Below are 26126 nucleotides of genomic sequence, written 5' to 3'. Positions count from 1 at the left end.
GCCTGGAAGGGCGGCTTTTTATTGCCTGTCTGGTACAAACGTATCAATTGGTTACTTTTTCAAAGAGCGAGGAAGACCTGTCGTGAATCGTGCAATGGCTTCAGAAGGTGCAGCGGGCGTCGCCACGGCTGTCGCTGAAAGTGTTAAGTACCAGGGCCGCAAGGCCAGCCGACAGGGCAGTGAGCAGCGTCGCCAGGAGATTCTCGACGCGGCCATGCGCATTGTGGTGCGCGACGGCGTGCGAGCCGTGCGTCACCGCGCCGTGGCCGCCGAAGCGGGCGTGCCGCTGTCGGCCACCACGTATTATTTCAAGGACATCGATGACTTGCTCACCGATACCTTCGCCCAGTATGTGGAACGCAGCGCGGCGTTCATGGCCAAGCTGTGGACCAACAACGAAGGCCTGCTGCGGGAAATGGTCGCTTACGGTGACGGCAGCGCCCAATCGCGCTCGCAGCTGGCGGACGACATTGCCCGGATGACCGCCGACTACGTGCAACACCAATTGGACAGTCGCCGTGAATACCTGATGGCCGAACAGGCCTTCCGCCAGGAAGCGCTGCTCAACCCGCGCCTGGCGGTGTTGGTGCGTTCCCACCAGCAGATTTTGCTGCACGGCACCTGTCAGTTTTTCCAGGTATTGGGCTCCCGTGAGCCGCAACAGGATGCCAAAGTGTTGACGGCGATTATCGGACGGATGGAATATCAGGGCTTGCTCAATGGCGCCGAGCCGGTAGCCGATGAAGATATGCTCGGCATCCTGACCCGCTACATGCACCTGGTACTGGCGTCGGTGTAACCCCGAACTGATCGTTCCCACGCTCCGCGTGGGAATGAATCCTGTGACGCTCTGCGTCACAGTGGACGCGGAGCGTCCATGGCTGCATTCCCACGCAGAGCGTGGGAACGATCAACGCGTTGTGTGCCATAGGGAGTTCAAATGAAAGCCTGGCGTGCCGTTGTACTGGCCGTGTCGTTGCTGCTGCTCAGTGGTTGCCTGGTGTCGTTCAAGACGCCGTTGCCTGACAGCGAAGCGGCGCCCGAAGGCCTGCTCGGTCACTGGACCAGCACCAATGCCTGGGGTGAGCCGTTGAACCTGGAGCTGACGAAGGTCGGCAAGCACCGCTACCAGGCCATCAGCTACTTCAGGGGCAGGCCCCATGAGCGCGAAGCCATCCCGCTGACTGTTTCCCGTCATGGCAGCCGCTGGTACGTGTCAGCCAAGGTGCCGGCCCGGTTTGGCGGCCATTATTTGATCGCCGGTTTCGAGTTGACCGACAAGCAAGAATTGGTGGTCTACAACCTGGACCTGGATCAGATCAACCAGGCCATCGCCCAGAAACGCCTCAGCGGCCAGCCGAACCAGAGCGAGGAAGGCGATGGTGTGCTAGTGGACAGCGACATGAACAAGGTTTTCAGTTACCTCGACGACCCGGCCAATTCCGATGTGTTCTCGGAGGCCGTGCGCTACCAGCGGCTGGTCAAATCCCAATAACAGCAACAAGCGGACGTTTTTTCACAGGAGTTCCGGGTGGACGATTACCAGCAGACGATACGCACCTTGTCCGATCGCATTGTGCTGGCGCAAACGCCGATTCGCATCCTCGACGCGGTGAAGTGGGACGAGAACATCCGCAAGGGCTTTCTCAAGGCCAAGGGCAAGGAAATGCCCGCGGTGGATCGCGACTATTACCTCAACCGGCCACTGTCCTTCGATTCGAGCAAGGTGAAGCTGGAGTTCCAGAACATCGAGCGCGACATCACCCGCCAGCTTGGGCAGTTCAACCCGGTTGGCCAGATCATGCGCCGCATGTGCAAGGAATACCGCATGGTGGTGCGCATGCTCGAGGCGCGTGGCACCGAGGATTTCGGGTTGATCTCCCAGGAGCTCTATGGCGCCGCCTCCGATGCTTTCCACGCCGGCGACCCGACCCTGGCCGACCTGGGCCTGATGCTCTCCGATTACCTGAACAACATCGATGGCCGTGGCGACCTCAAGGACGAGCCGAAAGTCCTCAGCGCCAAGGAAGCCGTCAGCCTGCTGCAACACCGCCTCAACCGGGTGTTTGGCGAAGCCGAGGAAACCATCCGGGTGTTCGAGTCCGATGGCATCGTGGCCGACGCAGCGGCGGGCGCGGACTACATCAAGATCCGCACCGATGCGATGTTCAACGAGCGCGACGTACGAGCGCTGGAAGTCCACGAAGGGTTGGTGCACGTCGGCACCACCCTCAACGGCCTCAACCAGCCGATCTGCACCTTCCTGTCCAAGGGCCCACCCTCGTCCACGGTGACTCAGGAAGGCCTGGCGATCCTGATGGAAATCATCACCTTCGCCTCCTACCCGAGCCGCCTGCGCAAACTGACCAACCGCACCCGGGCCATTCACATGGTGGAGGAGGGCGCCGATTTCCTGCAGGTCTTCGAGTTCTTCCGCGAGCAGGGTTTTGAAATGGCCGAAAGTTACGGCAACGCCAGTCGGGTTTTCCGAGGGTCGGTGCCGACGGGGCTGCCATTCACCAAAGACTTGTCCTACCTCAAAGGCTTCATCATGGTTTACAACTACATTCAGTTGGCCGTGCGCAAGGGCAAGCTGGAACAGGTGCCGCTGCTGTTCTGCGGCAAGACCACCCTCGAGGACATGCGCACGTTGCGGCAACTGGTGGACGAAGGCCTGGTCGTACCGCCCAAGTACCTGCCCGAGCAGTTCCGCGACATGAACGCCCTGTCGGCCTGGATGTGTTTCTCCAACTTCCTGAACCACCTGAGCCTGGACCGGATCGAAGCGGATTATTCCAATATCCTCTAATCGCACCACCAATCCCTGTGGGAGCGAGCTTGCTCGCGATAGCGTCAGCACAGTCAGTACGGCTGTGACTGACCCGCCGCTATCGCGAGCGAGCTCGCTCCCACAGGGGGACTGCGTTTACTTCTGACTTGCGAGGCTTCACCGGATGCGAACCCTCGGCATCATTTGCCTGCTGCTGGCCCTGAGCGGTTGCAGCTCCCTGCTGTTCTACCCCGAGCACGGCCTGCCGTTCACCCCGGAGCGGGCCAGGCTCGAATACCGCGACGTCACCCTGACCACCGCCGACGGTCTCAAGCTCCACGGCTGGTGGCTGCCGGTCAAACCGGGTGTGGAGGTCAAGGGCACGGTCCTGCATTTGCACGGCAACGGTGGCAACCTGGCCTGGCACCTGGGCGGGAGCTGGTGGTTGCCGGAGCAGGGCTACCAGGTGTTGATGGTCGACTACCGGGGTTATGGCCTGTCCGAAGGCGAGCCGAGCCTGCCGGCGATTTACCAGGACATTGACGCCGCGTTCCAATGGCTCGACCAGGCGCCCGAGGTGCAGGGCAAGCCTCTGGTGCTGCTCGGCCAGAGCCTGGGCGGTGCGCTGGCGGTGCATTACCTGGTCGAGCACCCGCAGCGCCAACGGCAGCTCAAGGCCCTGGTGCTCGATGGCGTGCCTGCCAGCTATCGTGACGTCGGCCGGTTTGCCCTGAGCACCTCGTGGTTGACCTGGCCGTTCCAGGTGCCATTGTCCTGGCTGGTACCGGACGGTGACAGCGCGATCAGTTCCGTGGCGCAATTGAATGGCGTGCCGAAATTGATCTACCACAGCCTGGACGACCCCATCGTGCCCCTTTCCAATGGCATCCGCCTGTATCAAGCTGCGCCGCCGCCGCGGGTCTTGCAGTTGACACGCGGCGGCCATGTGCAGACATTCGCCGACCCAACCTGGCGCACCGTGATGCTGCGCTACCTCGACGACCCCCAGCACTTCGACGGCCTGCGCCGCCTGGGCGAGGTCCCGAATTACCCGAAATCACCCGTTGAATCACCAGAGAGTCCGCAATGAGCGAAGAACGTAACGCCATCCCCCTGATCATCACCGGTATCTGCAGCATCCTCGGCACCGTTGCGACGCTGTGGTACTACGGCTACCTGCACTTCGCCAAGCCCGAGGACGCGTTGCTGCTCAACCAGTTCACCATGCTCAAGACCGTACCGGGCGAGGACTACAAGGTTTCCCTGGAGCCGGCCCCCCAGGTCGCCCAATGCATCGATGGTGTGCTGGTGTTGTTCGACACCGAGCAGAAAGGCCTGACCGGCGTGCTGATCAACGAGAAGAAACGCGCGGTGCGCTGCATGGGCCAGGAAACGCCGCAGAAGCTTCAGCCATAAGCGAGACCCCTGTGGGAGCGAGCTTGCTCGCGATAGCGGTGGTTCAGCAGCATAAATAGTGCCTGACACGCCGCCATCGCGAGCAAGCTCGCTCCCACAGGGGTTGTGTACAGCCAAACCTATTCGGCCATGAAAAAAGCCCCGCCTGACTAGAAATCAGGCGGGGCTTTTTTGTTGCTCTCAGCCGATCAGTTGGCGCTCATGGTCGAACGTGGGGCCACTGGCTGGTTGTCGTTGGAGATGGTCACTTCCACGCGCCGGTTCATGGCACGGCCCGAGACGCTGGTGTTGTCAGCCACCGGGAATTCCTTGCCGTAGCCCTGGGTCACGATGCGAGCCGGGTCGACGCCCATCTTCACCAGCGCGAGTTGCACAGAGCTGGCGCGGCGCTCGGACAGGGACTGGTTATAGGAATCCGAACCGGTGCTGTCGGTGTAGCCTTCGATGATCACCTTGCGGTCCGGGTTTTCCTGGAGGAACTGCGCCAGTTTGCTCACATTCGTCATGCCGCTGGCGCGCAGGTCGGACTTGTTGGTGGCGAACAGCACGTCGCCGAAGGTCACCAGCGTACCGCGTTCGGTCTGCTTGGCGTTGAGGCTGTCCTGCAGTTGCTTGATCTGCGCATTACGCGCATCGAGCAGGGCACGGGCACGTTCGTCACCGGCGTTTTTCAGCTCGGCTTCGGCGTTGCGCAGGGCGATGGTCTGCTTGGCCACTTCGACGCGCTGGTTGGTCAGGTAGGCCAACTGGTCGACCTTGGCTTCGTCTTCCTTGTCCATGTAGGCCTTGTCAGCCTTGGCCAGGAAGTCGGCGGCGTCCTTGGTTTCCAATGCAGCCACTTTGGTCGCCGCTGGATCAGCCTGCAGGCCGTTGTAGTTGGTCCGTGCCTGTTCCAGGTTCGCGTTAGGGTCGTGGGAGCAAGCGGCCAGGGCTACGCAGGCAGCGAGCAGGGCGGGCATCATCAAGTGTTTGTGCATCATAGTCTGTCGTCCTTTTATCAATGAGAAGTACGTCGTGGCGTGAACGGCTTACTGAACCTTGTTCATGCCTTCCTGACGCAGTTCCTGAACCCCTTTCTGAGAGTCCTTGAGTGCTTGTTCGGCCTTGGCGGCCTGAGCCTTGCGCTCGGCGACGCGGGCGTCCCACTCGGCCTGTTCGGCCAGACGCTTGGCTTCGTCGTATTTCTTGTCATGCATGGCGATTTCGGCCTGCTTGAGTTTGTCCTGGGCCGATTTCATTTCCACAGCCGCGAATTCGGTACCGCCGGCGCTGACGGCGCTATTGACCGCCGATTGGGTCACCGCGTACTGCTCCGAAGGTGGATTACCGGCGCAACCGGCGAGAATGAAGCTGCTACCGATCGCCAGGGCAGCCAACTTCAAGCCGCGCAGGCCAGTGGACGAGGGTTTGGCAGTGCAGGTATTCATAGGCTTCAACTCCATTGGAAAACTCCTGAAAAAACTACAAATCCATGCTGGGACCGAAGCCGTGACGTCTGGTTTGGTGCTGGCGCCAAGGCGCGTTTATTTAAACAACCGTTCCAGTATGGTTACTCGGTGTGACCCGAGGCGTTTTTCAAAAGTTCAGCGAAGATGGCCATTCGCCAAAAGAATTACTGACTGATCGGTCAGTCGCAGAAAAGCTGAACTTTCAAGGCGCGCAGCGGTATTCCGGCGCGGGTGGGAAAGCATCGCGCCGGAAAGTCGCAACCAGGAATGAAAGCGGTCAGTGTTTGGATTTGTCGTTCTGCGAGGAAAGTTCGTGCAGATGCCGCCGGGACAAGGCGAGGAATCGCGGGGTCGGACCCACGTCTTCGTACAGCGGGTCGCCTTCTTCATCGGTCGCGACGACTTGCGAACCCTTGATGTAGGGGAAGCTTGCTTCCAGCTCTTCCAGTGCCGCCCCGATCAGCTCGCCGAGCAGCTCCTCGGGCTGGCGCTTGGGGTACATGTCGCAGATCGCCGCCAGCCGTGCGGCGGCTTCCACGTCCAGATGAATCGTGTAGCCAGTCTGGGTCAGACGGCCCTTGGCGTTTTCTTCCCAATGCTGGGCAAGCTCACGAATTTTCATGATGACCTCAATAAGCCTGCTCGTGGCAGGCGCGGTGAGTGACAAGCCGTGGTGTGGCTTAATCATGAGACTAGCTTTGTCCTGCAAGGTTTAAAGTCCCTTCGTCGCTTGTCAGAAACGGTGGGCATCGGCACTCTCTAATCCAAGAGCTGTCCGGACTTTTTTGCTGGAGAAATGCTGATGACCGATATCGATGCACGCTTGCGCGAAGACGTTCACCTGCTCGGTGAGCTATTGGGCAACACCATCCGTGAACAATACGGGGACACGTTTCTCGACAAGATCGAGCAGATCCGCAAGGGTGCCAAGGCTGATCGACGCGGTTCCGTGGACGCCGAACTCAGCGCCAGCCTCAACCAGTTGAGCGAGGACGAACTGCTGCCGGTGGCGCGGGCGTTCAACCAGTTTCTCAACCTGGCCAACATCGCCGAGCAATACCAACTTATCCACCGCCGCGAAGAATCGCAGCCGGAACCCTTCGAGGCGCGGGTGTTGCCCGAGTTGCTCGCCCGGTTGCGGGCCGAAGGCCATGGCGCAGAGGCCCTGGCCCGGCAATTGGGGCGGCTGGAGATCGAATTGGTCCTCACGGCCCACCCCACGGAAGTGGCTCGCCGTACGCTGATCCAGAAATACGACGCCATTGCCGCGCAATTGGCCGCCCAGGATCACCGCGACCTGACCAGCGCCGAGCGCGCGCAGATTCACGAACGCCTGCAACGCTTGATCGCCGAAGCCTGGCACACCGAAGAAATCCGCCGCACCCGGCCGACCCCGGTGGACGAGGCCAAGTGGGGGTTCGCGGTAATCGAGCACTCGCTGTGGCAGGCCATTCCCAATTACCTGCGCAAGGCTGACCAGGCGCTGCATGCCGCCACCGGCTTGCGCCTGCCGCTGGAGGCCGCGCCGATCCGTTTTGCCTCGTGGATGGGCGGCGACCGTGACGGCAACCCGAATGTCACCGCCGCCGTGACCCGCGAGGTGCTGTTGCTGGCGCGGTGGATGGCGGCGGACCTGTACCTGCGTGACGTCGATCAACTGGCGGCCGAGCTGTCGATGCAACACGCCAGCGAGGCCTTGCGTGCCCAGGCCGGCGACAGCGCCGAACCTTATCGCGCCGTGCTCAAGCAACTGCGTGAACGCCTGCGCGCCACCCGCAACTGGGCCCACGCCTCCCTGAGCGCCGCCACGCCGCCAAGCGCCGATGTGTTGCAGCACAACCGCGAGCTGCTGGACCCCCTGGAGCTGTGCTACCACTCGTTGCACGAATGCGGCATGGGCGTGATTGCCGACGGGCCGCTGCTAGATTGCCTGCGCCGGGCAGTGACCTTCGGCCTGTTCCTGGTGCGCCTCGACGTGCGCCAGGACTCGACGCGCCATACCGCTGCCATGACGGAAATAACCGACTACCTGGGCCTGGGGCGCTATGAGGATTGGAACGAGGAGCAGCGCATCAGCTTCTTGCTGGCGGAACTGAGCAACCGGCGTCCGCTGCTGCCGGCCCATTTCAAGCCATCGGCTGACACGGCGGAAGTTTTGGCGACGTGCCGGGAAGTGGCTGCGGCGCCAGCGGCATCCCTGGGTTCCTACGTGATCTCCATGGCCGGTGCGGCTTCCGATGTCCTCGCGGTGCAGCTGTTATTGAAGGACGCCGGCGTGTTGCGGCCAATGCGGGTGGTGCCGCTGTTCGAGACCCTGGCCGACCTGGACAACGCCGGGCCGGTGATCGAGCGGCTGTTGCTGCTGCCCGGCTATCGCTCGCGGCTGCAAGGTCCTCAGGAAGTGATGATCGGCTATTCCGATTCGGCCAAGGACGCCGGGACCACCGCGGCGGCCTGGGCGCAGTATCGGGCCCAGGAGCGGTTGGTGGACATCTGCCGCGAGCAGCAAGTCGAACTGCTGTTGTTCCATGGTCGCGGCGGCACCGTGGGCCGTGGTGGTGGTCCGGCGCACGCGGCGATCCTGTCCCAGCCGCCGGGTTCGGTGGCCGGGCGTTTCCGTACCACTGAGCAAGGTGAAATGATTCGTTTCAAATTCGGCCTGCCGGACATCGCCGAACAGAACCTCAACCTTTATCTCGCTGCGGTGCTTGAAGCTACGCTGCTGCCACCGCCGCCGCCCACGCCGCAGTGGCGGCACCTGATGGACGAACTGGCGGCCGATGGCGTCAAGGCCTACCGCGCCGTGGTGCGGGAAAACCCGCAATTTGTCGAGTACTTCCGCCAGTCCACCCCCGAGCAGGAACTGGGGCGCCTGCCCCTGGGCAGCCGTCCGGCCAAGCGTCGGGCCGGTGGCATCGAAAGCCTGCGGGCTATCCCGTGGATCTTCGGCTGGACCCAGACCCGCCTGATGCTGCCGGCCTGGCTCGGCTGGGAAACCGCACTGAGCAAGGCCCTGGAGCGTGGCGAAGGTGAGTTGCTGGGGCAGATGCGCGACCAATGGCCGTTCTTCCGGACCCGCATCGACATGCTGGAGATGGTGCTGGCCAAGGCCGACGCCGATATTGCCCGCTCCTACGACGAGCGTTTGGTGGAACCTGGGCTGCTGCCTTTGGGTGCGCATTTACGCGACCTATTGTCGCAGGCCTGCTCGGTGGTCCTTGGGTTGACCGGTCAGTCGCAGCTACTGGCACATAGCCCAGCCACGCTGGAATTCATTCGTCTGCGCAACACTTACCTTGACCCGCTGCACCTGTTGCAGGCCGAACTGTTGGCGCGCTCGCGGCAGCAGGATGTAGCCCAGGGCAGCCCCGTGGAACAGGCGTTGCTGGTGTCTGTGGCGGGGATTGCCGCCGGTTTGCGCAATACCGGCTAAGGTTAGGCAGCGCACCGAAACGGCTCGCCCGGCGTTCCCGGGCGTTGTCCGTCGGGGGAGGGAACAGGTTGGCCAGGCGACAGTTCGTTGCCCGGTTGCGACTCTCGCCACCCCCTCCGAAGGTCGTATCGGGCGCGGGTTCCTCCGACTTTCGGCGGCTTGTGTGGGTCGGGCCTGCTGTGTATCTTGATCAGCCTTTGGCCGTTTGGGCGGTCACGATCCTGTTTTTCGAAGATTGGCCCCACGAGGCGAATCCGAGCGTTTTACATAAAAAAATTGAGGAGCACATCGATGCGCGTCATTCTGCTGGGAGCTCCCGGGGCCGGTAAAGGTACTCAGGCAAAGTTCATCACCGAAAAATTCGGTATCCCGCAAATTTCCACTGGCGACATGCTGCGTGCCGCAGTCAAGGCGGGCACCGAGCTGGGCGTCAAGGCCAAGAGCATCATGGATGCCGGCGGCCTGGTGTCGGATGACCTGATCATCGCCCTGGTCAAGGATCGTATCGCTCAAGCCGATTGCGCCAACGGCTTCCTGTTCGACGGCTTCCCACGCACCATTCCCCAGGCTGAAGCCCTGGTGACTGCCGGTGTTGAGCTCGATCACGTGGTCGAAATCGCGGTCGACGACGAAGAGATCGTCCAGCGCATTGCCGGTCGTCGTGTCCACGAGCCGTCCGGCCGTGTCTACCACACCGTCTACAACCCGCCGAAAGTCGCGGGCAAGGACGACGTCACCGGTGAAGAGCTGGTGCAGCGCAAGGACGACACCGAAGAAACCGTGCGTCATCGCCTGTCGGTCTACCATTCCCAGACCAAGCCGCTGGTGGCGTTCTACCAGAATCTGTCGGCTGCCCAGGGCAAGCCGAAGTACAGCCACATCCCGGGCGTTGGCACGGTCGATGCGATCACCGGCAAGGTGCTCGAAGCGCTGAGCTGAAAAGTCTGATCAGTTGCATCAACTACGGCCCGCTTGCGGGCCGTAGTTGTTTATACTGGCGCACTTTTTTCCACCTGATTTACGGACACATCGATGAGCACCTTGCTGGCCCTGGACACCGCGACTGAAGCTTGCTCCGTTGCCTTGCTGCACGACGGCAAGGTCACGAGCCATTACGAGGTGATCCCGCGCCTGCATGCGCAGAAGCTGTTGCCGATGATCCAGAAACTGCTGAGCGATGCCGGGACGACCTTGCAGGCAGTGGACGCGATTGCCTTCGGTCGCGGGCCGGGGGCTTTTACCGGCGTGCGCATCGCCATCGGCGTGGTGCAAGGACTGGCGTTTGCCTTGGAGCGGCCGGTGTTGCCGGTGTCGAACCTGGCGGTGCTGGCCCAGCGCGCTTTACGCGAACAAGGCGCCCGCCAAGTCGCAGCGGCCATCGATGCGCGCATGGACGAGGTGTACTGGGGCTGCTATCGCGAAACCGACGGCGAGATGCGTCTGGTGGGTGCCGAAGCGGTATTGCCGCCCGAAGCGGCGGCGTTGCCGAGCGGGGCCGACGGTGATTGGTTCGGTGCCGGTACCGGCTGGGGCTACGGCGAGCGCATCGCCGTCAGCCTGACCGGCCAGGACGCCACCTTGCTGCCTCACGCCGAAGACCTGCTGGCCCTGGCGCGCTTCGCCTGGGCCCGTGGTGAAGCCATCCCGGCCGATGATGCGCAACCCGTTTACCTGCGGGACAAAGTCGCAACGCCAAAATCCGAGCGATAAACCCAGCCTCCAGAAGCGGAACGCGGAGCGTCCCTGGCGGCATTCCCACGCGGAGCGTGAGGAACGATCTTCCACCGCCACCGCAGCCTGATCGTTCCCACGCTCTGCGTGGTAATGCATCCCGTGACGCTCTGCGTCACCTTCCAGAAGCGGAACGCGGAGCGTCCCTGGCGGCATTCCCACGCGGAGTGTGAGGAACGATCTTCCACCGCCGCCGCAGCCTGATCGTTCCCACGCTCTGCGTGGTAATGCATCCCGTGACGCTCTGCGTCACCTTCCAGAAGCGGAACGCGGAGCGTCCCTGGCGGCATTCCCACGTGGAGTGTGAGGAACGATCAAAAGTCATTCCTCTTCTCAAAGTTATTTACGCCCCCAAAAGTCACACCCGATATTGCCAGTCGTCACTTTTTCAGCCCGTTTTTAAACCTTTTGGGCTTTATGTGTTCTAGTTATCACTTGCGCATTTGCGCGGCTGCGAAAGTGCCGCTAAATTGCCATCATTGATACCGAGCATTCTGTTATGCGTATAGACGGCTTTTCATCCCAGTCCTATCCCATCAAGCGCAAGCCTCGTGCAGGCAAAATCGCTGAGCAAGAATCCTTCGATGATGATATCGATGGCGAACTGGAGTTCCCGTCTGAAGAGCAATTGGCCGCCCGTGCCGCCAAAGCCTCCGCGCAACGCCTGAGCAATCTTCCCGCCCGCCAGCAAGACATGCTCTATCACCGTGCAATGAGCCGCAGTGTCGCCACGGCCCTGGCGAGCTACCTGAGCACCGCCGGTTTCGTCGATTGGGATATGGAAGTGCTGGGACTCGATCTCTACATCTGATGGTCTTGCCTTACTACCTGGGCTGCCCTTCCTGGAGCGAAAACGCCTGGCGTGATTATCTTTATCCCCAGGACGCCAAAAGCACCGACTTCCTGAATCTCTATTCCCAAGTGTTCAATGCCGTGGAAGGCAATACGACCTTCTACGCCAGCCCGTCTGCGGCCACGGTCCAGCGCTGGGCCGAAATCATGCCCGAGCACTTTCGCTTCACCGCCAAGTTTCCCGGTGACATCAGCCACAACGGCGACTTGCGCGAGCGCCTGACGGCCACCGAAACCTTCCTGCAACTGCTCAGTCCCTTGGGTGAGCGCGTCTCGCCGTACTGGCTGCAACTGTCCAAGGCCTTCACCCCGAATCGGTTGCCGGAACTGGCGGGGTTCATCGACGCCTTGCGGCGCCCCTTGGCCGTGGAGGTCCGTCACGATGAGTTCTTCGCCAAGGGCGATGCCGAACGGCGCCTCAATCGCCTGTTGCTCGATCGTGGTGTCGAACGCATCTGTCTCGATCCCCGGGCCTTGTTCAGTTGCACCTCGCTTGATCCTGCGGTGCTCCACGCGCAATCGAAAAAGCCCCGCGTGCCGCCCCGGCCTGCGGCGTTCACCCAATGTCCGCAAGTGCGCTTCATCGGCCATCCGTTGCTGGAAGCCAATGAACCGTTCCTGACGCCGTGGGTGGAGAAAATCGCCGGATGGATCGAAGAGGGGCGCACGCCCTATATCTTCCTGCACACCGCCGACAACCTGCTGGCGGCCAAACTCGCGCAACGCTTCCACACTCGCCTGATGAGTCGTTTGCCTGGCTTGCCGGCCCTGCCTGAGCTATATAGAGAGCCCGCCGCCGAGCAACTGGGTTTGCTCTGAGGCCCATTCCTTCTCTGCTCAGGAGCGAACTACATGGATGCGCAAACTCGTCGAGCCCAGGCGTTCAAGGCCTTGCACGAACGTGAAGGGGCTTTTGTCATTCCCAACCCGTGGGATGCCGGTTCCGCCAAGATGCTGGCCAGCCTCGGCTTTGAAACCCTGGCGACCACCAGCGCCGGCCACGCCTTTTCCTTGGGCCGGCCCGATGGCGCGCTGGGCCTGGAGGACACGCTGGCCAATGTGCGGGCGATTGTGGCGGCCACCGACCTGCCCGTGGCTGTAGACCTGGAGAACGGTTTTGCCGATGCCCCCGACGATTGCGCGCGTAACCTGCTCCGTGCGGCGCAGGCCGGTGCGGTGGGTGGTTCGATCGAAGATGCCACGGGGCGCGAAGACAGCCCGATCTATTGCTTCGACCATGCCGTGGCGCGGGTCAAGGCCGCCGCCGACGCGGTGCGCAGCCTGCCGTATCCCTTCCTGCTGACGGCCCGGGCGGAGAACTTCCTGCACGGCAATCCGGACCTGGACGACACCATTCGCCGCTTGAAGGCTTTCGCAGACGCAGGTGCCGACGTGTTGTACGCCCCGGGGCTGAGCAGCGCCGAGCAAGTGCTTGCAGTGGTGCGGGCCGTGGCGCCGAAACCGGTGAATGTGCTGATGTCCGGGGCGCTGGACCTGACTGTCGCGCAGTTGAGCGAGTTGGGCGTCAAGCGCATCAGCGTCGGATCGGCGTTGGCCCTGGCCGCGCTTGGCGAGTTCTTCCGCGCCGCCGAGGAAATCCAGCAGCAGGGCACGTTCACCTTCACGCGCCGCTCGATGCCGTTCAAGCAGGCCAACCAATTATTCAAGGGTTGATGCCCGAGGCAACATCGTGCGGTTTTTGAAAGTTCTTGCAGTCGTGGCACTGCTCGTTGGCGTCGCAGTGCTGGGGGTATGGCGCGGCTGGGTGGCGGTGCCGCCCCAATGGAATCCCTGGGCGCCCCTGGACGTCAATCTTGTGCCGAACCTGCTGACCCGTTTCAAGCTCATGGCCCTGCGCAACGACCCACAGCTGTGCGACCAGGCCCTCGCCACGTCGGGGCTGCGCACCGCTCGCCAGGCTGACAGCGGTGCCAATACCGATTGCCCGCTGACCAACGTACTGAGGGTGCAGGGCGGTGAGGTAGCGCTGAGCAGCAGTTTCCTCGCCAGTTGTCCGCTGGCCGTGGCTTTCGCGCTGTTCGAGCGCCATGGGTTGCAGCCGGCGGCAGCGGCGGTCTATGGGCAGAAAGTGACGCGAGTCGATCACCTCGGCAGTTTCGCCTGTCGCAACATGTACGGTCGTGAGAACGGCTCGCGTAGCCAGCACGCCACTGCCAGTGCGCTGGACATCGCCGGGTTTCGCCTGGCCGATGGGCGCACGGTCAGCGTGCTCAAGGACTGGCCCAAGGACAATGCCGATGCGCGCTTTCTACGTCAGGCCCGCGACGGTGCCTGCGATATGTTCAGTGTGGTCTTGAGCCCGGATTACAACGCGGCGCACCGCAACCATTTTCATCTGGATGTGGGGCCTTGGTGGATCTGTCGCTGATTTAAGCGGCGATGCGCAGGTTCTGCAGCACGATCGGACGTGCCCAGCGGGTGTCGAAGTCCAGTTGTTTCTGCTGCGCCACCAATTCCTCTTCCGGGAAGGGCGGGAACGGCTTGTCCAGCAGGTCGAGTTCGAACTCGGCAATCGGCAGGTGCAGTGGGCGCGGTTGCGGTGCAGGGCCGGGCTCCGGCAGTGGTTGGCCGGCGGTGAGGACGAGTGGGCGAACCCAATTGCTTTCGAAGGTCTGCTGTTTTTGCTGGGCGGCAATTTCTTCCGCTGGGAAAGGCGGGAACGGCTTGTCCAGCAGGTCGAGTTCGAATTCAGCGATGGGCAGGAACAGCGGCTCAGGCGGCTTGACCGGTGTTTCGGTCACTTCGCAGGTGCGCTGGCTGACGATGTGCTCCAGCAGTTCGGCGCCGAGGGTCGGTTCAACCGCTTCATCGAGGGCCACTGGCTGGTAGCTGCCAGGTGCCGGTGCGTTATCACCCAGTTGATCGGCCAGGGCCCGGGCAAAAAAATCCTGCCACAGGTGACTGACGCCGCTCAGCGCTTGGGTGTTACGCAGGCTGTAATCGCCGTAAGGGGAGATAACGCCTATCGATGTGGATTGAATGCCTGACATTTTTCTCGGTCGACGCTCAGCTCTGGCAAAATGCCGTTCACCGTTGTTATCGGCCGTTTTTGCCGATCCTTAATTTTTTGAGCATGTTTCCATGAGTGAGCAACCCGCGGCCTGCCGCATCCATGTCGAGGCCCTGGCCCCGGCCTTCCAACCGCAGGCCGAGCACTGGGCCGAGCGGCTTGGCCTGCCTTTGCAAGTGGACGATGGCGAGTTTGCCTTGCAGATCGGCGAGCAGGGATTGCAGTTGCAGCAACTGGGCCCGGACGCGCCAGGACCGGTGCGGGTGGACTTTGTCGAGGGCGGAGCAGCCCATCGGCGTTTGTACGGTGGCGGCAGCGGCCAGATGATCGCCAAGGCGGTCGGTATCGCCCAAGGTGTGCGTCCGCGGGTGCTGGATGCCACGGCCGGGTTGGGCAAGGATGCGTTTGTGCTGGCCAGCCTGGGCTGCGAAATGAGCCTGATCGAGCGTCAACCGTTGATTGGGGCCCTGCTGGAGGATGGCCTGGCCCGCGCGGCGGAGGATTTCGACGTGGCGCCGATCGTGGCGCGCATGCGTTTGCTCAAGGGCAATTCCATCGAAGTGATGCGCAACTGGGAAGGCGAACCGCCCCAGGTGATCTACCTGGACCCGATGTTTCCCCACCGGGAGAAAACCGCCCTGGTGAAGAAGGAAATGCGCCTGTTCCGCCCTCTGGTGGGCGATGACCCGGACGCCCCGGCGCTGCTCGCTGCGGCCCTGGCCCTGGCGTCCCACCGGGTAGTGGTCAAGCGCCCACGCAAGGCTCCGTGCATCGAAGGGCCGAAGCCGAGTCATGGGCTCGATGGCAAATCCAGTCGCTACGATATCTACCCGAAGAAAGCGCTCAAGGCCTGAGACCGAGGCGCCTGCATCGCGAGCAAGCTCGCTCCCACAGGGGGCGGTGGTGGGCGCAGTTTTTGTGAGTGCTCTCGATCAAACTGTGGGAGCGGGCTTGCTCGCGAAAGCGGTGGGTCAGTCGGTGAAGGTGTTGAATATGCCGCCGCCTTCGCGAGCAGGCTCGCTTGCACATTGGATCTGTGTGTTCATCAAACCCCTGTGGGAGCGAGCTTGCTCGCGATGGGGCCCTTCCAGCCAGCGAAAGGCTATCGGTCGAGCTAAGGCCGATAAGCCCGCATAAACAACTCCACCACTTCCTGCACATGGGCCTCGGCCGCTTCAGGTTCCAGTGGCGCGCCGCAGCCATACAACAGGCGGAAGTTCGCTGCGCCCTTGATCAGGCAGAAGAAATGCTCGGCGGCGTTGCGCGGTTTGTCGATGCTCAGGGCGCCGTGCTGGTTGACCTTGGTCAGCAGGCGTTCCATGCCTGAGAGTATCCGTTGCGGGCCGGCTTCGAAGAAAATCGACGACAGCTTCGGGTCCTGGCTACCCAAGGCCATGATCAACCGATGCAGATTCAGCGATTCGTCGCTGTTGATCAGTTGGTTGAAACCGCGAGCGATGTTCAACAACACATTTTCGATCGGAACGCCGTCAGGCCATTCAAAAAAAAGCGTTGGTACCTGTTCCTCACACTTGGCGATCACGGCGGAGGAAAATAGCGTCTCCTTGTCCTTGAAATGGCTGTAGACCGTAAGTTTCGACACGCCCGCCTCAGTGGCGACGGCGTCCATACTGGTGCTGGCATAACCCAGATGCATGAACAGTTTCTTCGCCGCGTCGAGAATGGCCTGGCGCTTGGCCAAGTCCTTGGGACGGCCGGGGCCGGAAGGGATTGGAGGATTGTTCGACATTTCTTCGCTTTAATACTGGACTGGTGAGTTTGCTATTAATAACATACTCGCCAGTATAATTATTCCAAGCACCATTAGCGAAAGGTCACTCGCCATGTTCCGCTATGCCTTGCCCCTCGCCGTGCCAGTCACCCTGGCTTTTTTATTGTCTGCGTGCGGTCATGACGAGCCGGTCCCGGTCGCCGTGCGCCCGGCCCTGGTGGTGAAACCACAACCTTCAACCCAGGCGATGGACAGTTACCCCGGTGAAGTGCGAGCACGGTTCGAGCCCGACCTGGCCTTTCGCATTGGCGGCAAGGTGAGCCGACGACTGGTCGAAGAGGGCCAGCGGGTCAAGGCCAATCAACCACTGGCCGAACTCGATCCCGAAGATGTGCGCCTGCAACTGGAGGCCTCCCGTGCCCAGGTCGCTGCCGCCGAGGCCAACCTGAATCTGGTGCGCGCCGAGCGTGACCGCTACAAAACCTTGATGGAACGGCAGATGGTCAGCCGCTCCCAGTACGACAATGCCGAAAACCTTTACCGCTCCGGCACCGCGCGGCTCAAGCAGATCAAGGCCGAGTTCGACGTCGCCAACAACCAGGCCAGCTATTCGGTGCTGCGTGCGCCTCAGGATGGCGTGGTTGCGCGGCGTTCGGTGGAGGTCGGGCAGGTGGTGGCGGCCGGTCAAACGGTGTTCACCCTGGCGACCGACGGCGAGCGTGAAGTGCTGATCAGCCTGCCGGAACAGGGTTTTGGCCGGTTCAAGATCGGCCAGCCGGTTTCGGTCGAACTGTGGAGCCAGCCCGACCAGCGTTTCAGCGGACGTATTCGCGAGCTCTCGCCGGCCGCCGACCCCAAGTCCCGTACCTTCGCCGCCCGTGTGGCCTTCACCGCTGGCAGTGTCCCGGCCGAGCTGGGCCAGAGCGCCCGGGTGTTTATCCAGACTGCCGACAAGGTGCCGCTGTCGGTGCCCTTGTCGGCCCTGACGGCTGAAAATGGCGCGACGTACGTTTGGGTGGTCAACGCCAACAACACCCTGAAAAAAGTCCCGGTGCGGGTCGGCGCCTTCGGCGAAAAGACCGTTCCGGTGCTTGAAGGCCTCAACCCAGATGACTGGGTGGTGGCGGCCGGCGTGCATGTGCTCCTCGACGGCCAGCAGGTGCGGCCGGTGGATCGCTCCAACCGCGTGGTCAACCTGACGGCCAAGGAGTAATCCCCGATGGGTTTCAATCTTTCCGAATGGGCGCTGCGCAACCGCCAGATTGTACTGTTCCTGATGCTGTTGCTGGCGATCGTTGGCGCGCTTTCCTACACCAAGCTCGGCCAGAGCGAAGACCCACCGTTCACCTTCAAGGCCATGGTCATCCGCACCAACTGGCCGGGCGCCACGGCCGAGGAAGTCTCGCGTCAGGTCACTGAGCGCATTGAAAAGAAGCTGATGGAAACCGGCGATTACGAACGGATCGTCTCGTTCTCCCGTCCGGGCGAGTCCCAGGTGACCTTCGTGGCCCGCGACTCCCTGCATTCGGTGCAGATTCCCGAGCTGTGGTACCAGATACGCAAGAAGATCAGTGACATCCGCCACACCTTGCCGCCGGGTATCCAAGGGCCATTTTTCAACGATGAATTCGGCACCACCTTCGGCAACATCTATGCGCTGACCGGTGACGGCTTCGACTACGCCGTGCTCAAGGACTACGCCGATCGCGTCCAGATCCAGCTGCAACGGGTCAAGGACGTGGGCAAGGTCGAGCTGCTCGGTTTGCAGGACGAGAAGATCTGGATCGAGCTGTCGAACGTCAAGCTGGCGACCCTCGGCCTGCCCTTGGCGGCGGTCCAGCAGGCTCTGGAAGAGCAGAACGCCGTATCGACCGCCGGCTTCTTCGAAACCGGCAGCGAGCGATTGCAGCTACGGGTTTCCGGGAATTTTCAGTCCGTGGAAGAGATCCGCAACTTCCCGATCCGGGTTGCCGATCGTACGTTCCGCATCAGCGATCTGGCCGATGTGCGCCGGGGGTTCAACGATCCACCGGCGCCACGCATGCGTTTCATGGGCGAAGACGCCATTGGCCTGGCCGTGGCCATGAAGGAAGGTGGTGACATCCTGGTGTTGGGCAAGGCCCTCGAGGTCGATTTTGCCCGGATCCAGAACACGCTCCCGGCCGGCATGCAATTGCGCAAGGTGTCGGACCAACCGGCGGCGGTGAAGACCGGGGTTGGTGAGTTCGTCCAGGTGCTGGTGGAAGCTCTGACGATTGTGTTGCTGGTGAGCTTCTTCTCCTTGGGGCTGCGCACTGGGATGGTGGTGGCCCTGGCGATCCCGCTGGTGCTGGCAATGACGTTTGCCGCGATGTATTACCTGGGTATCGGCCTGCACAAGATTTCCCTCGGTGCGCTGGTATTGGCACTGGGGCTGCTGGTGGACGACGCGATCATCGCGGTGGAGATGATGGCGATCAAGATGGAGCAGGGCTTCGACCGGATCAAGGCCGCCAGTTTCGCGTGGACCAGCACGGCATTCCCGATGCTCACCGGTACGTTGATCACCGCGGCTGGCTTCCTGCCAATCGCCACTGCGCAATCGGGCACCGGCGAATACACCCGTTCGATTTTCCAGGTCGTGACCCTGGCGCTGCTGGCGTCCTGGGTGGCTGCCGTGGTGTTCGTGCCTTACCTGGGGGAAAAGCTCCTGCCGGACCTGGCGAAAATTCACGCGGCCAAACATGGCACGGCTGACGGCCAGACCGACCCGTACGGCACGCCGTTCTATCAGCGTGTCCGGCGGATGGTGGAGTGGTGCGTGCGTCGTCGCAAAACCGTCATCATCCTGACCGTGCTGTTGTTCGTCGGCTCGGTGGTGTTGTTCCGTTTCGTGCCGCAGCAGTTCTTCCCGGCATCGGGGCGGCTGGAACTGATGGTCGACCTGAAGCTGCAGGAAGGCGCCTCCCTGAGCAACACCGCCGAGCAGGTCAAGCGCCTTGAAGCGCTGCTCAAGGACCACGTGGGCATCGACAATTACGTGGCCTACGTCGGCACCGGTTCGCCGCGTTTCTACCTGCCGCTGGATCAACAATTGCCAGCGTCCAGCTTCGCCCAGTTCGTGGTGCTGGCCAAGACCATCGAAGACCGCGAGCCTTTGCGCAGTTGGTTGATCTCGACCCTGAACGAACAATTCCCGACCCTGCGCTCGCGGGTCACCCGTCTGGAAAACGGCCCTCCAGTCGGCTACCCGGTGCAGTTCCGCGTCACGGGCGAACACATCGAAAAGGTTCGCGCCCTGGCGCGCAAAGTGGCGGAGAAAGTTCGCGAAAACCCTTACGTGACCAATGTGCACCTGGACTGGGAAGAGCCGAGCAAGGTGGTGTACCTGAACGTCGACCAGGACCGCGCCCGAGCCCTGGGCGTGAGCACGGCCAACCTGGCGAGTTTCCTGCGCAGCTCCCTCACTGGCTCCAGCGTCAGTCAGTATCGGGAAGACAACGAGCTGATCGAAATCCTGCTGCGTGGCACGGTGCATGAGCGCACCGAACTGTCGTTGCTGCCGAGCCTGGCGGTGCCGACCGACAACGGCAAGAGCGTTGCCCTGTCGCAGGTCGCGACCCTGGAATACGGTTTCGAAGAAGGCGTGATCTGGCACCGCAACCGCCTGCCGAGCGTGACCGTACGGGCCGATATCTATGGCAAGGAACAACCGGCGACCTTGGTGCAGCAGATCTTCCCGACCCTGGACCCGATTCGTGCAGAACTGCCGGACGGATACCTGCTGGAGGTGGGCGGTACGGTAGAGGATTCGGCCCGCGGCCAGAAATCGGTGAACGCCGGGGTGCCGTTGTTCATCGTGGTGGTGCTGACCTTGCTGATGCTGCAACTGCGCAGTTTCTCACGCACCGTCATGGTGTTTCTCACCGCACCGCTGGGGTTGATCGGTGTCACGCTGTTCCTGTTGATGTTCCGCCAGCCGTTTGGTTTCGTCGCCATGCTCGGCACGATCGCGCTGTCGGGGATGATCATGCGCAACTCGGTGATCCTGGTGGACCAGATCGAACAGGACATCAAGGCGGGGCTGTCGCCCTGGCAGGCGATCATCGAAGCGACGGTACGCCGCTTCCGCCCGATTGTGCTCACCGCGCTGGCGGCGGTGCTGGCGATGATCCCGCTGTCACGCAGCCTGTTCTTCGGCCCGATGGCCGTGGCGATAATGGGCGGGTTGATTGTGGCGACGGCGTTGACGCTGTTGTTCCTGCCGGCGTTGTATGCGGCGTGGTTCAGGGTCAAGAAAACCTGAGGCGTTCAGAGGCCAGAACAGATCCAATGTGGGAGCGAGCTTGCTCGCGATAGCGGTGTAACAGTCAACCAAGATGTTGAAGCCAATACCGCCATCGCGAGCAAGCTCGCTCCCACAGTTGTTTCGGATTGAGACTCAGAGCGTACCGAAAACCTTCTTCGCCAAGCTGGTCGCCGCAGCCGCCGGGTTCTGGCGAATGGTGGCTTCCTGCTTGCCGATCATCTCGAACAACCCGTCCAGCGCCTGCTCGGTCACGTAGTTTTCGATGTTGGCGCTCTTGGCGTCCAGCACGCCGAAGGTCGCGGCCTGGCCGGCGAAGGCATTGTATTTCTGCGCCAGGCCGACCTTGTCGGTGGCTTGCTTGACGATGGGCAGGAACTTGGCGCGGATCTGCTCGCGGCTGCTCTTGTTCAGGTATTGCGTGGCGGAGTCTTGGCCGCCGCTGAGAATGCCCTTGGCATCGTCCACGCTCATGTTCTTCACGGCATTGACCAGGATCGGCTGGGCCTGGACCACCGCGGCTTCGGCGGCCTGGTTCATGCTGGTTTCCAGTTGATCGACCTGATCACCCATGCCGAAGGCTTTCATCTTGCTGGCGACTTTGCCGAGCTTGCCTGGCAGTTCGATCTTCACATCCGGGTTGTTGCTGAAGCCGCCGGGTGTGCCCAGTTGCTTGACCGCTACCTGCGCGCCTTGGGTCAAGGCGTCCTTGAGTCCGCCCGTGGCGTCTTTTTGCGACAGGTCGCCCAGGGACAGGGCCATGGCATTGGCGCAGATCAGCAGGCCAGCGCACAGGCCAGTAAAACGGAGGGTTGAGCGAAGCATGATGGCGTCCTTGATGAAAGTTGGAAAAAAGAATCAGCGTGCGGCGTTGACGCGGATCCTCAACGGCTGCGGATCCTTGCCATCGAGTTGCACGGCGTGTTGTTCAGTGGTGATGAACATCAACTGGCCGTCCACTTCGATGCGGGCGCTCACGGCATAACGATGCCCGGGCTTGACCTGGGCCGGATCATAACTGAGGTGGAACGGCAGCGGGACCTGGCCTTTGATCGGGCCGCTCTGCTCATCGAGTACCACCGCAGGGGCGTCGGCCAGGGAAACGTCCTGCAGGCTCACGCTCAAGGTAGCGTTGGGCGGCAGGGCAATGCGTTGCAGATAGAAGACTTCGCCATCGAGGGACGCGGAGGGTGGGGTTGTCGATTGGCAAGCGGCCAGTAGCGTCATGGATGCAAGCAGAGCGAGTTTTTTCATTGGAAGCACCTGGCTCATTGACGCCAGCCACGCGGGCGTCAATGAGCATTTAGCGGATTTGCGTCCAAGCATCCATTCGTAACGTCGCGGTTCAGGAACCGAACGCGGGCGCTTGAACAGTTTCAGCCAGCGATGCTGGCGCCAGGCTCAGCAGGATGTCAACGTGTTGATTGCCGCCATCCCAGGTGAAGGCCTGTTCGGTTTCAAGAAAAAGCGCGGTGTCACCTTCGTACGCTTGTGCCTTGACCGAGAGTTCCTCCCCTACGGGCGTCGTCTTGGGGTCGAGGAGAAAGCGATATTGCCAAGGCTGCTGGGCCACTGGCTCCTTAGGCGCCATGTTGGAACCCTGGCCACCGCTGGCGCTGATCTGAGCGCCGGCAGTATTTTGCACACTGACTTCGGTGCGAGCGGCTTCCGGGAGTTGAAAGCCTTCGGGCAGTTGCAGGGTTAACGTGATGATGTTCATGCTGAATTCCTTTTCAGTACGTCGACATTGACGTGAGCCCATCCTAAAGGTCTGCTCCAAAGTTCTCTGTAGGTCTTTTCTTGGTTTGACGTCGCCTTAGCCGCTGCGCAGCGTCGGAGTAAGCTGGTTGACTGTCCCATCAACTCACCGCAAGCGCTCCATGCTTCTCGGTGAGTGATCGACAACCTTCAACTGTCGGGGCTGATGGCGACCTCTGCGGCATCTTCACTGCGATGCAGCGCCACCTGGCGGATCGACAGGCGAATTTCCGCCGGCAGCACTCGCTTGGCCGCGCCTTCGGCCAGTTCGCCCAGCAGTTCGTGGTAGCTGAGTTTGCCGGCCTCGTCGCGGCGCAGTACGTCGAGGTCGAGCATGGTCTGGATGAAGTGGCGGAACAGGCTCTTGTCGAAGAACTCCGGCGCATTCAGGCCATGCAGGATCGACAGGCGCTGGGCCATGACGGTGCAGAGGTCTTCCAGTTCTTCGGCGCTGATGGTGTTCTGGCCGCTGTTGAGCAGCAGCGAAACAGTCATGTAGAAGCGCTGCAAGGTCTGGGCGATGCTTTTTGACAGCAGGGTCAGCAGCACGAAGTGCCGCGAACTCGGCGCCGGACGCAGGTACAGGTCATTTTCGAAACGCAGCAGGCCCTGTTCGACGAATGCTTCGAGCCACTGGTCGACCACGCCATCCAGTTCTTCCAGCGACCAGCGAATGAACAGCTCCGATTGCAGGTACGGGTACAACGCATGGGTGTAGCGCAGGATCTGCTCGCGGCTCATGCGCGAGCTGCTCTGGAAGAAGCTCGCCAGCAACGCCGGCAGGGCGAAGATGTGCAGGACGTTGTTGCGGTAGTAGGTCATCAGTACCGCGTTCTGCTCATCCAGGTACAGAATCTTGCCCAGGGCATCGCTCTGTTCCGACAGCAGGTCCATGCCTTTTACATGTTCGATCAGCGCCCGGCCATCGCCTTCGGGCAGGGTGGTGTGGGGCGAGTACGGGACCTTGCGCAGCAACGCCAGGTACAGGTCGAGCACCCGGGCCATGGCGCGGTCGTCCAGGGCCAGGCGGCTGGTGGACAGCAGCGCCAGGGCGACGAGGTTGACCGGGTTGATCGCCGCGGCTTCGTTCAGGTGCCGGGCTACGCGCTCGCCGAGGCGGTTGGTGGTCGCGTTGAGCCAGGCCGGTTTGAATTGCGGGCCCAGTTCCTGTTGGCGCCAATCCGGTTGTTCGCCGTCGAGGAATTCCGCCAGCTTGATCGGTTCGCCGAAGTTCACCGCCACCTGGCCGAAGCGTTGCTTGAGGGCGCCGATGACCTTGAAGATGTCGAAGATCGATTCCTTTTTCTTGCTGGCCCCGCGCAGTTCGCCCAGGTAGGTGCGGCCTTCCAGTACGCGCTCATAACCGATGTAGACCGGCACGAACACGATGGGCATGCGCGACGAGCGCAGGAAGCTGCGCAGGGTGATGGCGAGCATGCCGGTCTTGGGTTGCAGCATGCGCCCGGTGCGCGAACGCCCGCCCTCGACGAAGTACTCCACCGGAAAACCTTTGGTGAACAGCGTGTGCAGGTATTCGTTGAACACGGCGGTGTAGAGCGGGTTGCCCTTGAAGGTGCGACGCATGAAAAACGCCCCGCCACGGCGCAGCAGGCCGCCGATCACCGGCATGTTGAGGTTGATGCCGGCGGCGATGTGCGGTGGCGTCAGGCCGTTGCGAAACAGCAGGTACGACAGCAGCAGGTAGTCGATGTGGCTGCGGTGGCACGGCACGTAGATGACTTCGTGGCCTTGGGCGACGTTCTGCACGCCTTCGATGTGGTTGACCTTGATGCCGTCGTAGATCTTGTTCCAGAACCAGCTCAGCACCACTTCCAGGAAACGGATCGCGGTGTAGGTGTAGTCCGAGGCGATCTCGTTGCCGTAGCGCAGGGCCTGGGCCTTGGCTTTCTCGGCGGAGATTTTTTCCCGCTCGGCTTCCTCGGCAATCGCCTGCTTGACCAGCGGCTGGTTCAACAGACCCTTGACCAGGTTGCGTCGGTGGGAAATGTCGGGGCCGATGACCGCTGCTTTCAGATTGCGGAAGTGCACCCGCAGGATCCGCTGGGCCATGCGCACGGTGCGTTCGTGGCCCTTGTCGTGTTCGATCAGCTCGCGCAGGTGGATCGGCGCGGAAAATTGCACGCGGGTCTTGCGCCCCAGAATCATGATGCTCAACAGGCGGCGCAGGCGCCCGGTGACGGCCCAACTGTCGGCGAACAACAGCTTCCAGGGGCTGGATTCGCTGTCGGGCGACTGCCCCCAGAACACGCTGACCGGGATGATCTGGGCGTCTTCGGCGGCATTGTGGGTCAAGGCGTTGACCAGCCGAGTCAGGGTGGGCGGCGCACCGCGCTTGTCCTGGCGGCCGATCCAGTCCGGCGCTGGCGTCAGGTAGAAAAACGCCGCCGGTTCCAGCAGGTTGCCCACCGAGACCGGCAGCACCGGACGGGGCAGGCCGGCCTTGGTGCATTCGGTGTCGAGCACCGCCAGGTCGGTGAGCGAAGGATCTTGCAGGACGTAGAACACCGGACGACTGCGGTCGAGGTTGAGGGTGAAGGACGACTGGTTGATCGTCTCTGAGCGAACCCAGAGGTACAACAGTCGGCGCAGGGTGCCAAACACAAGACGGCGGAACGGGGAGCGGGTCATACGGCTTCTGCATGAGTGAATGGGATGGGGCGGGCGCCAGTGTGCCGGATTCGCCGAAAATCGGCAAAAAAGCGCCGAAGTAAAGTCAGTTGAGAGTTTTCTCGTGTGTCATATACTCGGCCAGTGACTGCCACGGCCTCCCTTATGGATGGCCGGAGGGTGGCTAAAGTTCGTACGGCTTTGCCTTTTGCGGTTGGGCGGGAAAAGCCGACTCAAAAAATAAAAATGGGAGTGAGCATCATGGCAGCACGGGAAACCGGCAGTGTGAAGTGGTTCAACGACGCGAAGGGCTACGGCTTCATCCAGCGTGAAGGCGGGGCGGATGTGTTCGTGCACTACCGCGCCATCCGCGGCGAAGGCCACCGTTCACTGACCGAAGGCCAGCAGGTCGAGTACGCGGTCGTGGAAGGGCAGAAGGGCTTGCAGGCTGAGGATGTGGTGGGGTTGTAACCCGCATTCACTGCCTACACAAAACCATTGTGGGAGCGAGCTTGCTCGCGATAGCGGTGTGTCAGTCACTTCTAATCTGGCTGATCTACCGCTATCGCGAGCAAGCTCGCTCCCACATTGGCTCTTCGGTGGGCTGGAAGTCAGCGTCACGCCGTCTTCCAGGTAATCTCTTCTTCCCCATCGGCGCTGATGCGAATCCAGCGATCCGCCGACTCCTCGCCTTCTTCCTCGACCCATGACCCAGGCGCGCAGCGCACTTCGACATTCAGTGCGGCGAAGGCGGCGCGGGCGCAGGCGATGTCGTCTTCCCACGGGGTCTGGTCACTTTCCAGGTACAGGCTGTTCCATTTGCCCACGGCCTTGGGCAGCCAGGTCACCGGGATGTTGCCGGCCTTGCACTTGTAGGTCTGGCCTTTCTGCACCCAGTCGCTGCACGGGCCCAGGGCCTGGCCGAGCCAGGCGGCGATGGCCTTGTGGTCGACGTCGGCGTCTTTGAGGTAAATCTCGATATCGGGTTGGCGCATGGATGTCCTCGCTGCGGTCTTGAAAAATCCATTCGCGGATTTAACGG

Annotated in this window: 26 protein-coding genes; 16 read left to right on the top strand and 10 right to left on the bottom strand. The window is 61.9% G+C overall.

The window, feature by feature from the left end; genetic code table 11:
- Window positions 1-82 precede the first annotated feature (82 nt).
- From AB4O22_RS21215 to AB4O22_RS21195, 5 genes are all read left to right on the top strand, one after another.
- The gene (locus AB4O22_RS21215) at window positions 83-799 is read left to right on the top strand and encodes a TetR/AcrR family transcriptional regulator (protein ID WP_223470828.1); all 717 of its coding nucleotides are present in this window, start codon (window positions 83-85) and stop codon (window positions 797-799) included.
- A gap of 141 nt (window positions 800-940) precedes the next feature.
- Window positions 941-1495 (top strand): hypothetical protein, encoded by a 555-nt coding sequence (locus AB4O22_RS21210; RefSeq protein WP_363808062.1) that lies wholly within the window; start codon window positions 941-943, stop codon window positions 1493-1495.
- A 36-nt stretch (window positions 1496-1531) separates the two neighbouring features.
- Window positions 1532-2809 carry a flavohemoglobin expression-modulating QEGLA motif protein gene (locus AB4O22_RS21205; protein WP_003185001.1) on the top strand — a complete coding sequence of 426 codons (1278 nt, stop codon included), beginning with the start codon at window positions 1532-1534 and terminating at the stop codon, window positions 2807-2809.
- Between the two features lie 145 nt (window positions 2810-2954).
- Window positions 2955-3860 (top strand): alpha/beta hydrolase, encoded by a 906-nt coding sequence (locus tag AB4O22_RS21200; protein ID WP_003198158.1) that lies wholly within the window; start codon window positions 2955-2957, stop codon window positions 3858-3860.
- A complete protein-coding gene (locus AB4O22_RS21195) occupies window positions 3857-4186 on the top strand; it encodes a hypothetical protein (protein WP_003198160.1) in 330 nt (109 codons plus the stop codon). The genes AB4O22_RS21200 and AB4O22_RS21195 overlap by 4 nt, the downstream gene beginning before the upstream one ends.
- Before the next feature lie 188 nt (window positions 4187-4374).
- Here the strand turns inward: AB4O22_RS21195 and AB4O22_RS21190 are convergent, their stop codons facing one another.
- The 3 genes from AB4O22_RS21190 to AB4O22_RS21180 all read right to left on the bottom strand — a co-directional run bounded on the left by AB4O22_RS21190 (window position 4375) and on the right by AB4O22_RS21180 (window position 6256).
- Window positions 4375-5163 (bottom strand): OmpA family protein, encoded by a 789-nt coding sequence (locus AB4O22_RS21190; protein ID WP_027913149.1) that lies wholly within the window; start codon window positions 5161-5163, stop codon window positions 4375-4377.
- Between the two features lie 51 nt (window positions 5164-5214).
- A complete protein-coding gene (locus tag AB4O22_RS21185; RefSeq protein WP_003198164.1) occupies window positions 5215-5628 on the bottom strand; it encodes a DUF4398 domain-containing protein in 414 nt (137 codons plus the stop codon).
- Window positions 5629-5911: 283 nt separating this feature from the next.
- Window positions 5912-6256 (bottom strand): hypothetical protein, encoded by a 345-nt coding sequence (locus tag AB4O22_RS21180; RefSeq protein WP_003198166.1) that lies wholly within the window; start codon window positions 6254-6256, stop codon window positions 5912-5914.
- Between the two features lie 180 nt (window positions 6257-6436).
- Here AB4O22_RS21180 and ppc point away from each other — a divergent pair, with 180 nt between their 5' ends.
- From ppc to AB4O22_RS21145, 7 genes are all read left to right on the top strand, one after another.
- Window positions 6437-9067, top strand: a complete 2631-nt coding sequence (ppc, locus tag AB4O22_RS21175; protein ID WP_027913150.1) for a phosphoenolpyruvate carboxylase — start codon at window positions 6437-6439, stop codon at window positions 9065-9067.
- A gap of 291 nt (window positions 9068-9358) precedes the next feature.
- A complete protein-coding gene (adk, locus tag AB4O22_RS21170) occupies window positions 9359-10006 on the top strand; it encodes an adenylate kinase (RefSeq protein ID WP_003198170.1) in 648 nt (215 codons plus the stop codon).
- A 93-nt stretch (window positions 10007-10099) separates the two neighbouring features.
- Complete coding sequence (tsaB, locus tag AB4O22_RS21165) at window positions 10100-10777, top strand: tRNA (adenosine(37)-N6)-threonylcarbamoyltransferase complex dimerization subunit type 1 TsaB (protein WP_223470822.1); 678 nt, start codon at window positions 10100-10102, stop codon at window positions 10775-10777.
- Window positions 10778-11297: 520 nt separating this feature from the next.
- Entirely contained in the window at window positions 11298-11609 is a 312-nt protein-coding gene (locus tag AB4O22_RS21160; protein ID WP_003198174.1) for a hypothetical protein, read from the top strand.
- Complete coding sequence (locus AB4O22_RS21155) at window positions 11609-12469, top strand: DUF72 domain-containing protein (RefSeq protein WP_223472608.1); 861 nt, start codon at window positions 11609-11611, stop codon at window positions 12467-12469. Before AB4O22_RS21160 ends, AB4O22_RS21155 begins: the two co-directional genes overlap by 1 nt.
- Before the next feature lie 33 nt (window positions 12470-12502).
- Window positions 12503-13324 (top strand): isocitrate lyase/PEP mutase family protein, encoded by an 822-nt coding sequence (locus AB4O22_RS21150; RefSeq protein ID WP_003198178.1) that lies wholly within the window; start codon window positions 12503-12505, stop codon window positions 13322-13324.
- Between the two features lie 16 nt (window positions 13325-13340).
- Window positions 13341-14039: an extensin-like domain-containing protein gene (locus tag AB4O22_RS21145; protein ID WP_223472606.1), complete on the top strand. Its 699-nt coding sequence runs from the start codon at window positions 13341-13343 to the stop codon at window positions 14037-14039.
- A gap of 1 nt (window position 14040) precedes the next feature.
- On the opposite strand, the gene AB4O22_RS21140 is transcribed toward AB4O22_RS21145, so the two are convergent.
- Complete coding sequence (locus AB4O22_RS21140) at window positions 14041-14661, bottom strand: energy transducer TonB (protein WP_223472605.1); 621 nt, start codon at window positions 14659-14661, stop codon at window positions 14041-14043.
- A gap of 91 nt (window positions 14662-14752) precedes the next feature.
- Between AB4O22_RS21140 and AB4O22_RS21135 the strand changes: the two genes are divergently transcribed.
- On the top strand, window positions 14753-15535 hold the full coding sequence (locus tag AB4O22_RS21135; protein WP_223472604.1) for a class I SAM-dependent methyltransferase: 783 nt from the start codon (window positions 14753-14755) through the stop codon (window positions 15533-15535).
- Between the two features lie 260 nt (window positions 15536-15795).
- On the opposite strand, the gene AB4O22_RS21130 is transcribed toward AB4O22_RS21135, so the two are convergent.
- On the bottom strand, window positions 15796-16431 hold the full coding sequence (locus AB4O22_RS21130; protein ID WP_003198185.1) for a TetR/AcrR family transcriptional regulator: 636 nt from the start codon (window positions 16429-16431) through the stop codon (window positions 15796-15798).
- 94 nt (window positions 16432-16525) lie between these two features.
- On the opposite strand from AB4O22_RS21130, the gene AB4O22_RS21125 reads away from it, so the two are divergent.
- Both AB4O22_RS21125 and AB4O22_RS21120 read left to right on the top strand, forming a co-directional pair.
- The gene (locus AB4O22_RS21125; protein ID WP_003198187.1) at window positions 16526-17626 is read left to right on the top strand and encodes an efflux RND transporter periplasmic adaptor subunit; all 1101 of its coding nucleotides are present in this window, start codon (window positions 16526-16528) and stop codon (window positions 17624-17626) included.
- A 6-nt stretch (window positions 17627-17632) separates the two neighbouring features.
- The gene (locus tag AB4O22_RS21120) at window positions 17633-20698 is read left to right on the top strand and encodes an efflux RND transporter permease subunit (RefSeq protein WP_460097071.1); all 3066 of its coding nucleotides are present in this window, start codon (window positions 17633-17635) and stop codon (window positions 20696-20698) included.
- 135 nt (window positions 20699-20833) lie between these two features.
- Here AB4O22_RS21120 and AB4O22_RS21115 read toward each other — a convergent pair whose 3' ends face one another.
- The 4 genes from AB4O22_RS21115 to plsB all read right to left on the bottom strand — a co-directional run bounded on the left by AB4O22_RS21115 (window position 20834) and on the right by plsB (window position 25105).
- Window positions 20834-21523, bottom strand: a complete 690-nt coding sequence (locus tag AB4O22_RS21115; RefSeq protein ID WP_223472600.1) for a DUF4197 domain-containing protein — start codon at window positions 21521-21523, stop codon at window positions 20834-20836.
- A gap of 33 nt (window positions 21524-21556) precedes the next feature.
- A complete protein-coding gene (locus tag AB4O22_RS21110) occupies window positions 21557-21952 on the bottom strand; it encodes a YbaY family lipoprotein (protein WP_223472599.1) in 396 nt (131 codons plus the stop codon).
- Window positions 21953-22043: 91 nt separating this feature from the next.
- A complete protein-coding gene (locus AB4O22_RS21105) occupies window positions 22044-22418 on the bottom strand; it encodes a hypothetical protein (protein WP_223472598.1) in 375 nt (124 codons plus the stop codon).
- Window positions 22419-22606: 188 nt separating this feature from the next.
- Window positions 22607-25105 (bottom strand): glycerol-3-phosphate 1-O-acyltransferase PlsB, encoded by a 2499-nt coding sequence (gene plsB / locus AB4O22_RS21100; protein WP_003198195.1) that lies wholly within the window; start codon window positions 25103-25105, stop codon window positions 22607-22609.
- Between the two features lie 240 nt (window positions 25106-25345).
- Here plsB and AB4O22_RS21095 point away from each other — a divergent pair, with 240 nt between their 5' ends.
- Window positions 25346-25555: a cold shock domain-containing protein gene (locus AB4O22_RS21095; RefSeq protein WP_003198198.1), complete on the top strand. Its 210-nt coding sequence runs from the start codon at window positions 25346-25348 to the stop codon at window positions 25553-25555.
- A gap of 146 nt (window positions 25556-25701) precedes the next feature.
- On the opposite strand, the gene AB4O22_RS21090 is transcribed toward AB4O22_RS21095, so the two are convergent.
- Complete coding sequence (locus AB4O22_RS21090; RefSeq protein ID WP_003198200.1) at window positions 25702-26079, bottom strand: hypothetical protein; 378 nt, start codon at window positions 26077-26079, stop codon at window positions 25702-25704.
- Between the last annotated feature and the right edge of the window lie 47 nt (window positions 26080-26126).

The organism is Pseudomonas sp. S3_B11 (genome assembly GCF_054667715.1).
This window is presented reverse-complemented; position numbering and strand designations above follow the sequence as displayed.

What these genes read in the sequence shown, in the direction of transcription:
- AB4O22_RS21210 (WP_363808062.1), top strand. Translation starts at nt 941, where the DNA reads ATGAAAGCCTGGCGTGCCGTTGTACTGGCCGTGTCGTTGCTGCTGCTC.
- AB4O22_RS21200 (WP_003198158.1), top strand. Translation starts at nt 2,955, where the DNA reads ATGCGAACCCTCGGCATCATTTGCCTGCTGCTGGCCCTGAGCGGTTGC.
- AB4O22_RS21195 (WP_003198160.1), top strand. Translation starts at nt 3,857, where the DNA reads ATGAGCGAAGAACGTAACGCCATCCCCCTGATCATCACCGGTATCTGC.
- AB4O22_RS21190 (WP_027913149.1), bottom strand. Translation starts at nt 5,163, where the DNA reads ATGCACAAACACTTGATGATGCCCGCCCTGCTCGCTGCCTGCGTAGCC.
- AB4O22_RS21185 (WP_003198164.1), bottom strand. Translation starts at nt 5,628, where the DNA reads ATGGAGTTGAAGCCTATGAATACCTGCACTGCCAAACCCTCGTCCACT.
- AB4O22_RS21180 (WP_003198166.1), bottom strand. Translation starts at nt 6,256, where the DNA reads ATGAAAATTCGTGAGCTTGCCCAGCATTGGGAAGAAAACGCCAAGGGC.
- ppc (WP_027913150.1), top strand. Translation starts at nt 6,437, where the DNA reads ATGACCGATATCGATGCACGCTTGCGCGAAGACGTTCACCTGCTCGGT.
- adk (WP_003198170.1), top strand. Translation starts at nt 9,359, where the DNA reads ATGCGCGTCATTCTGCTGGGAGCTCCCGGGGCCGGTAAAGGTACTCAG.
- tsaB (WP_223470822.1), top strand. Translation starts at nt 10,100, where the DNA reads ATGAGCACCTTGCTGGCCCTGGACACCGCGACTGAAGCTTGCTCCGTT.
- AB4O22_RS21160 (WP_003198174.1), top strand. Translation starts at nt 11,298, where the DNA reads ATGCGTATAGACGGCTTTTCATCCCAGTCCTATCCCATCAAGCGCAAG.
- AB4O22_RS21155 (WP_223472608.1), top strand. Translation starts at nt 11,609, where the DNA reads ATGGTCTTGCCTTACTACCTGGGCTGCCCTTCCTGGAGCGAAAACGCC.
- AB4O22_RS21150 (WP_003198178.1), top strand. Translation starts at nt 12,503, where the DNA reads ATGGATGCGCAAACTCGTCGAGCCCAGGCGTTCAAGGCCTTGCACGAA.
- AB4O22_RS21140 (WP_223472605.1), bottom strand. Translation starts at nt 14,661, where the DNA reads ATGTCAGGCATTCAATCCACATCGATAGGCGTTATCTCCCCTTACGGC.
- AB4O22_RS21135 (WP_223472604.1), top strand. Translation starts at nt 14,753, where the DNA reads ATGAGTGAGCAACCCGCGGCCTGCCGCATCCATGTCGAGGCCCTGGCC.
- AB4O22_RS21130 (WP_003198185.1), bottom strand. Translation starts at nt 16,431, where the DNA reads ATGTCGAACAATCCTCCAATCCCTTCCGGCCCCGGCCGTCCCAAGGAC.
- AB4O22_RS21125 (WP_003198187.1), top strand. Translation starts at nt 16,526, where the DNA reads ATGTTCCGCTATGCCTTGCCCCTCGCCGTGCCAGTCACCCTGGCTTTT.
- AB4O22_RS21120 (WP_460097071.1), top strand. Translation starts at nt 17,633, where the DNA reads ATGGGTTTCAATCTTTCCGAATGGGCGCTGCGCAACCGCCAGATTGTA.
- AB4O22_RS21115 (WP_223472600.1), bottom strand. Translation starts at nt 21,523, where the DNA reads ATGCTTCGCTCAACCCTCCGTTTTACTGGCCTGTGCGCTGGCCTGCTG.
- AB4O22_RS21110 (WP_223472599.1), bottom strand. Translation starts at nt 21,952, where the DNA reads ATGAAAAAACTCGCTCTGCTTGCATCCATGACGCTACTGGCCGCTTGC.
- AB4O22_RS21105 (WP_223472598.1), bottom strand. Translation starts at nt 22,418, where the DNA reads ATGAACATCATCACGTTAACCCTGCAACTGCCCGAAGGCTTTCAACTC.
- plsB (WP_003198195.1), bottom strand. Translation starts at nt 25,105, where the DNA reads ATGACCCGCTCCCCGTTCCGCCGTCTTGTGTTTGGCACCCTGCGCCGA.
- AB4O22_RS21095 (WP_003198198.1), top strand. Translation starts at nt 25,346, where the DNA reads ATGGCAGCACGGGAAACCGGCAGTGTGAAGTGGTTCAACGACGCGAAG.
- AB4O22_RS21090 (WP_003198200.1), bottom strand. Translation starts at nt 26,079, where the DNA reads ATGCGCCAACCCGATATCGAGATTTACCTCAAAGACGCCGACGTCGAC.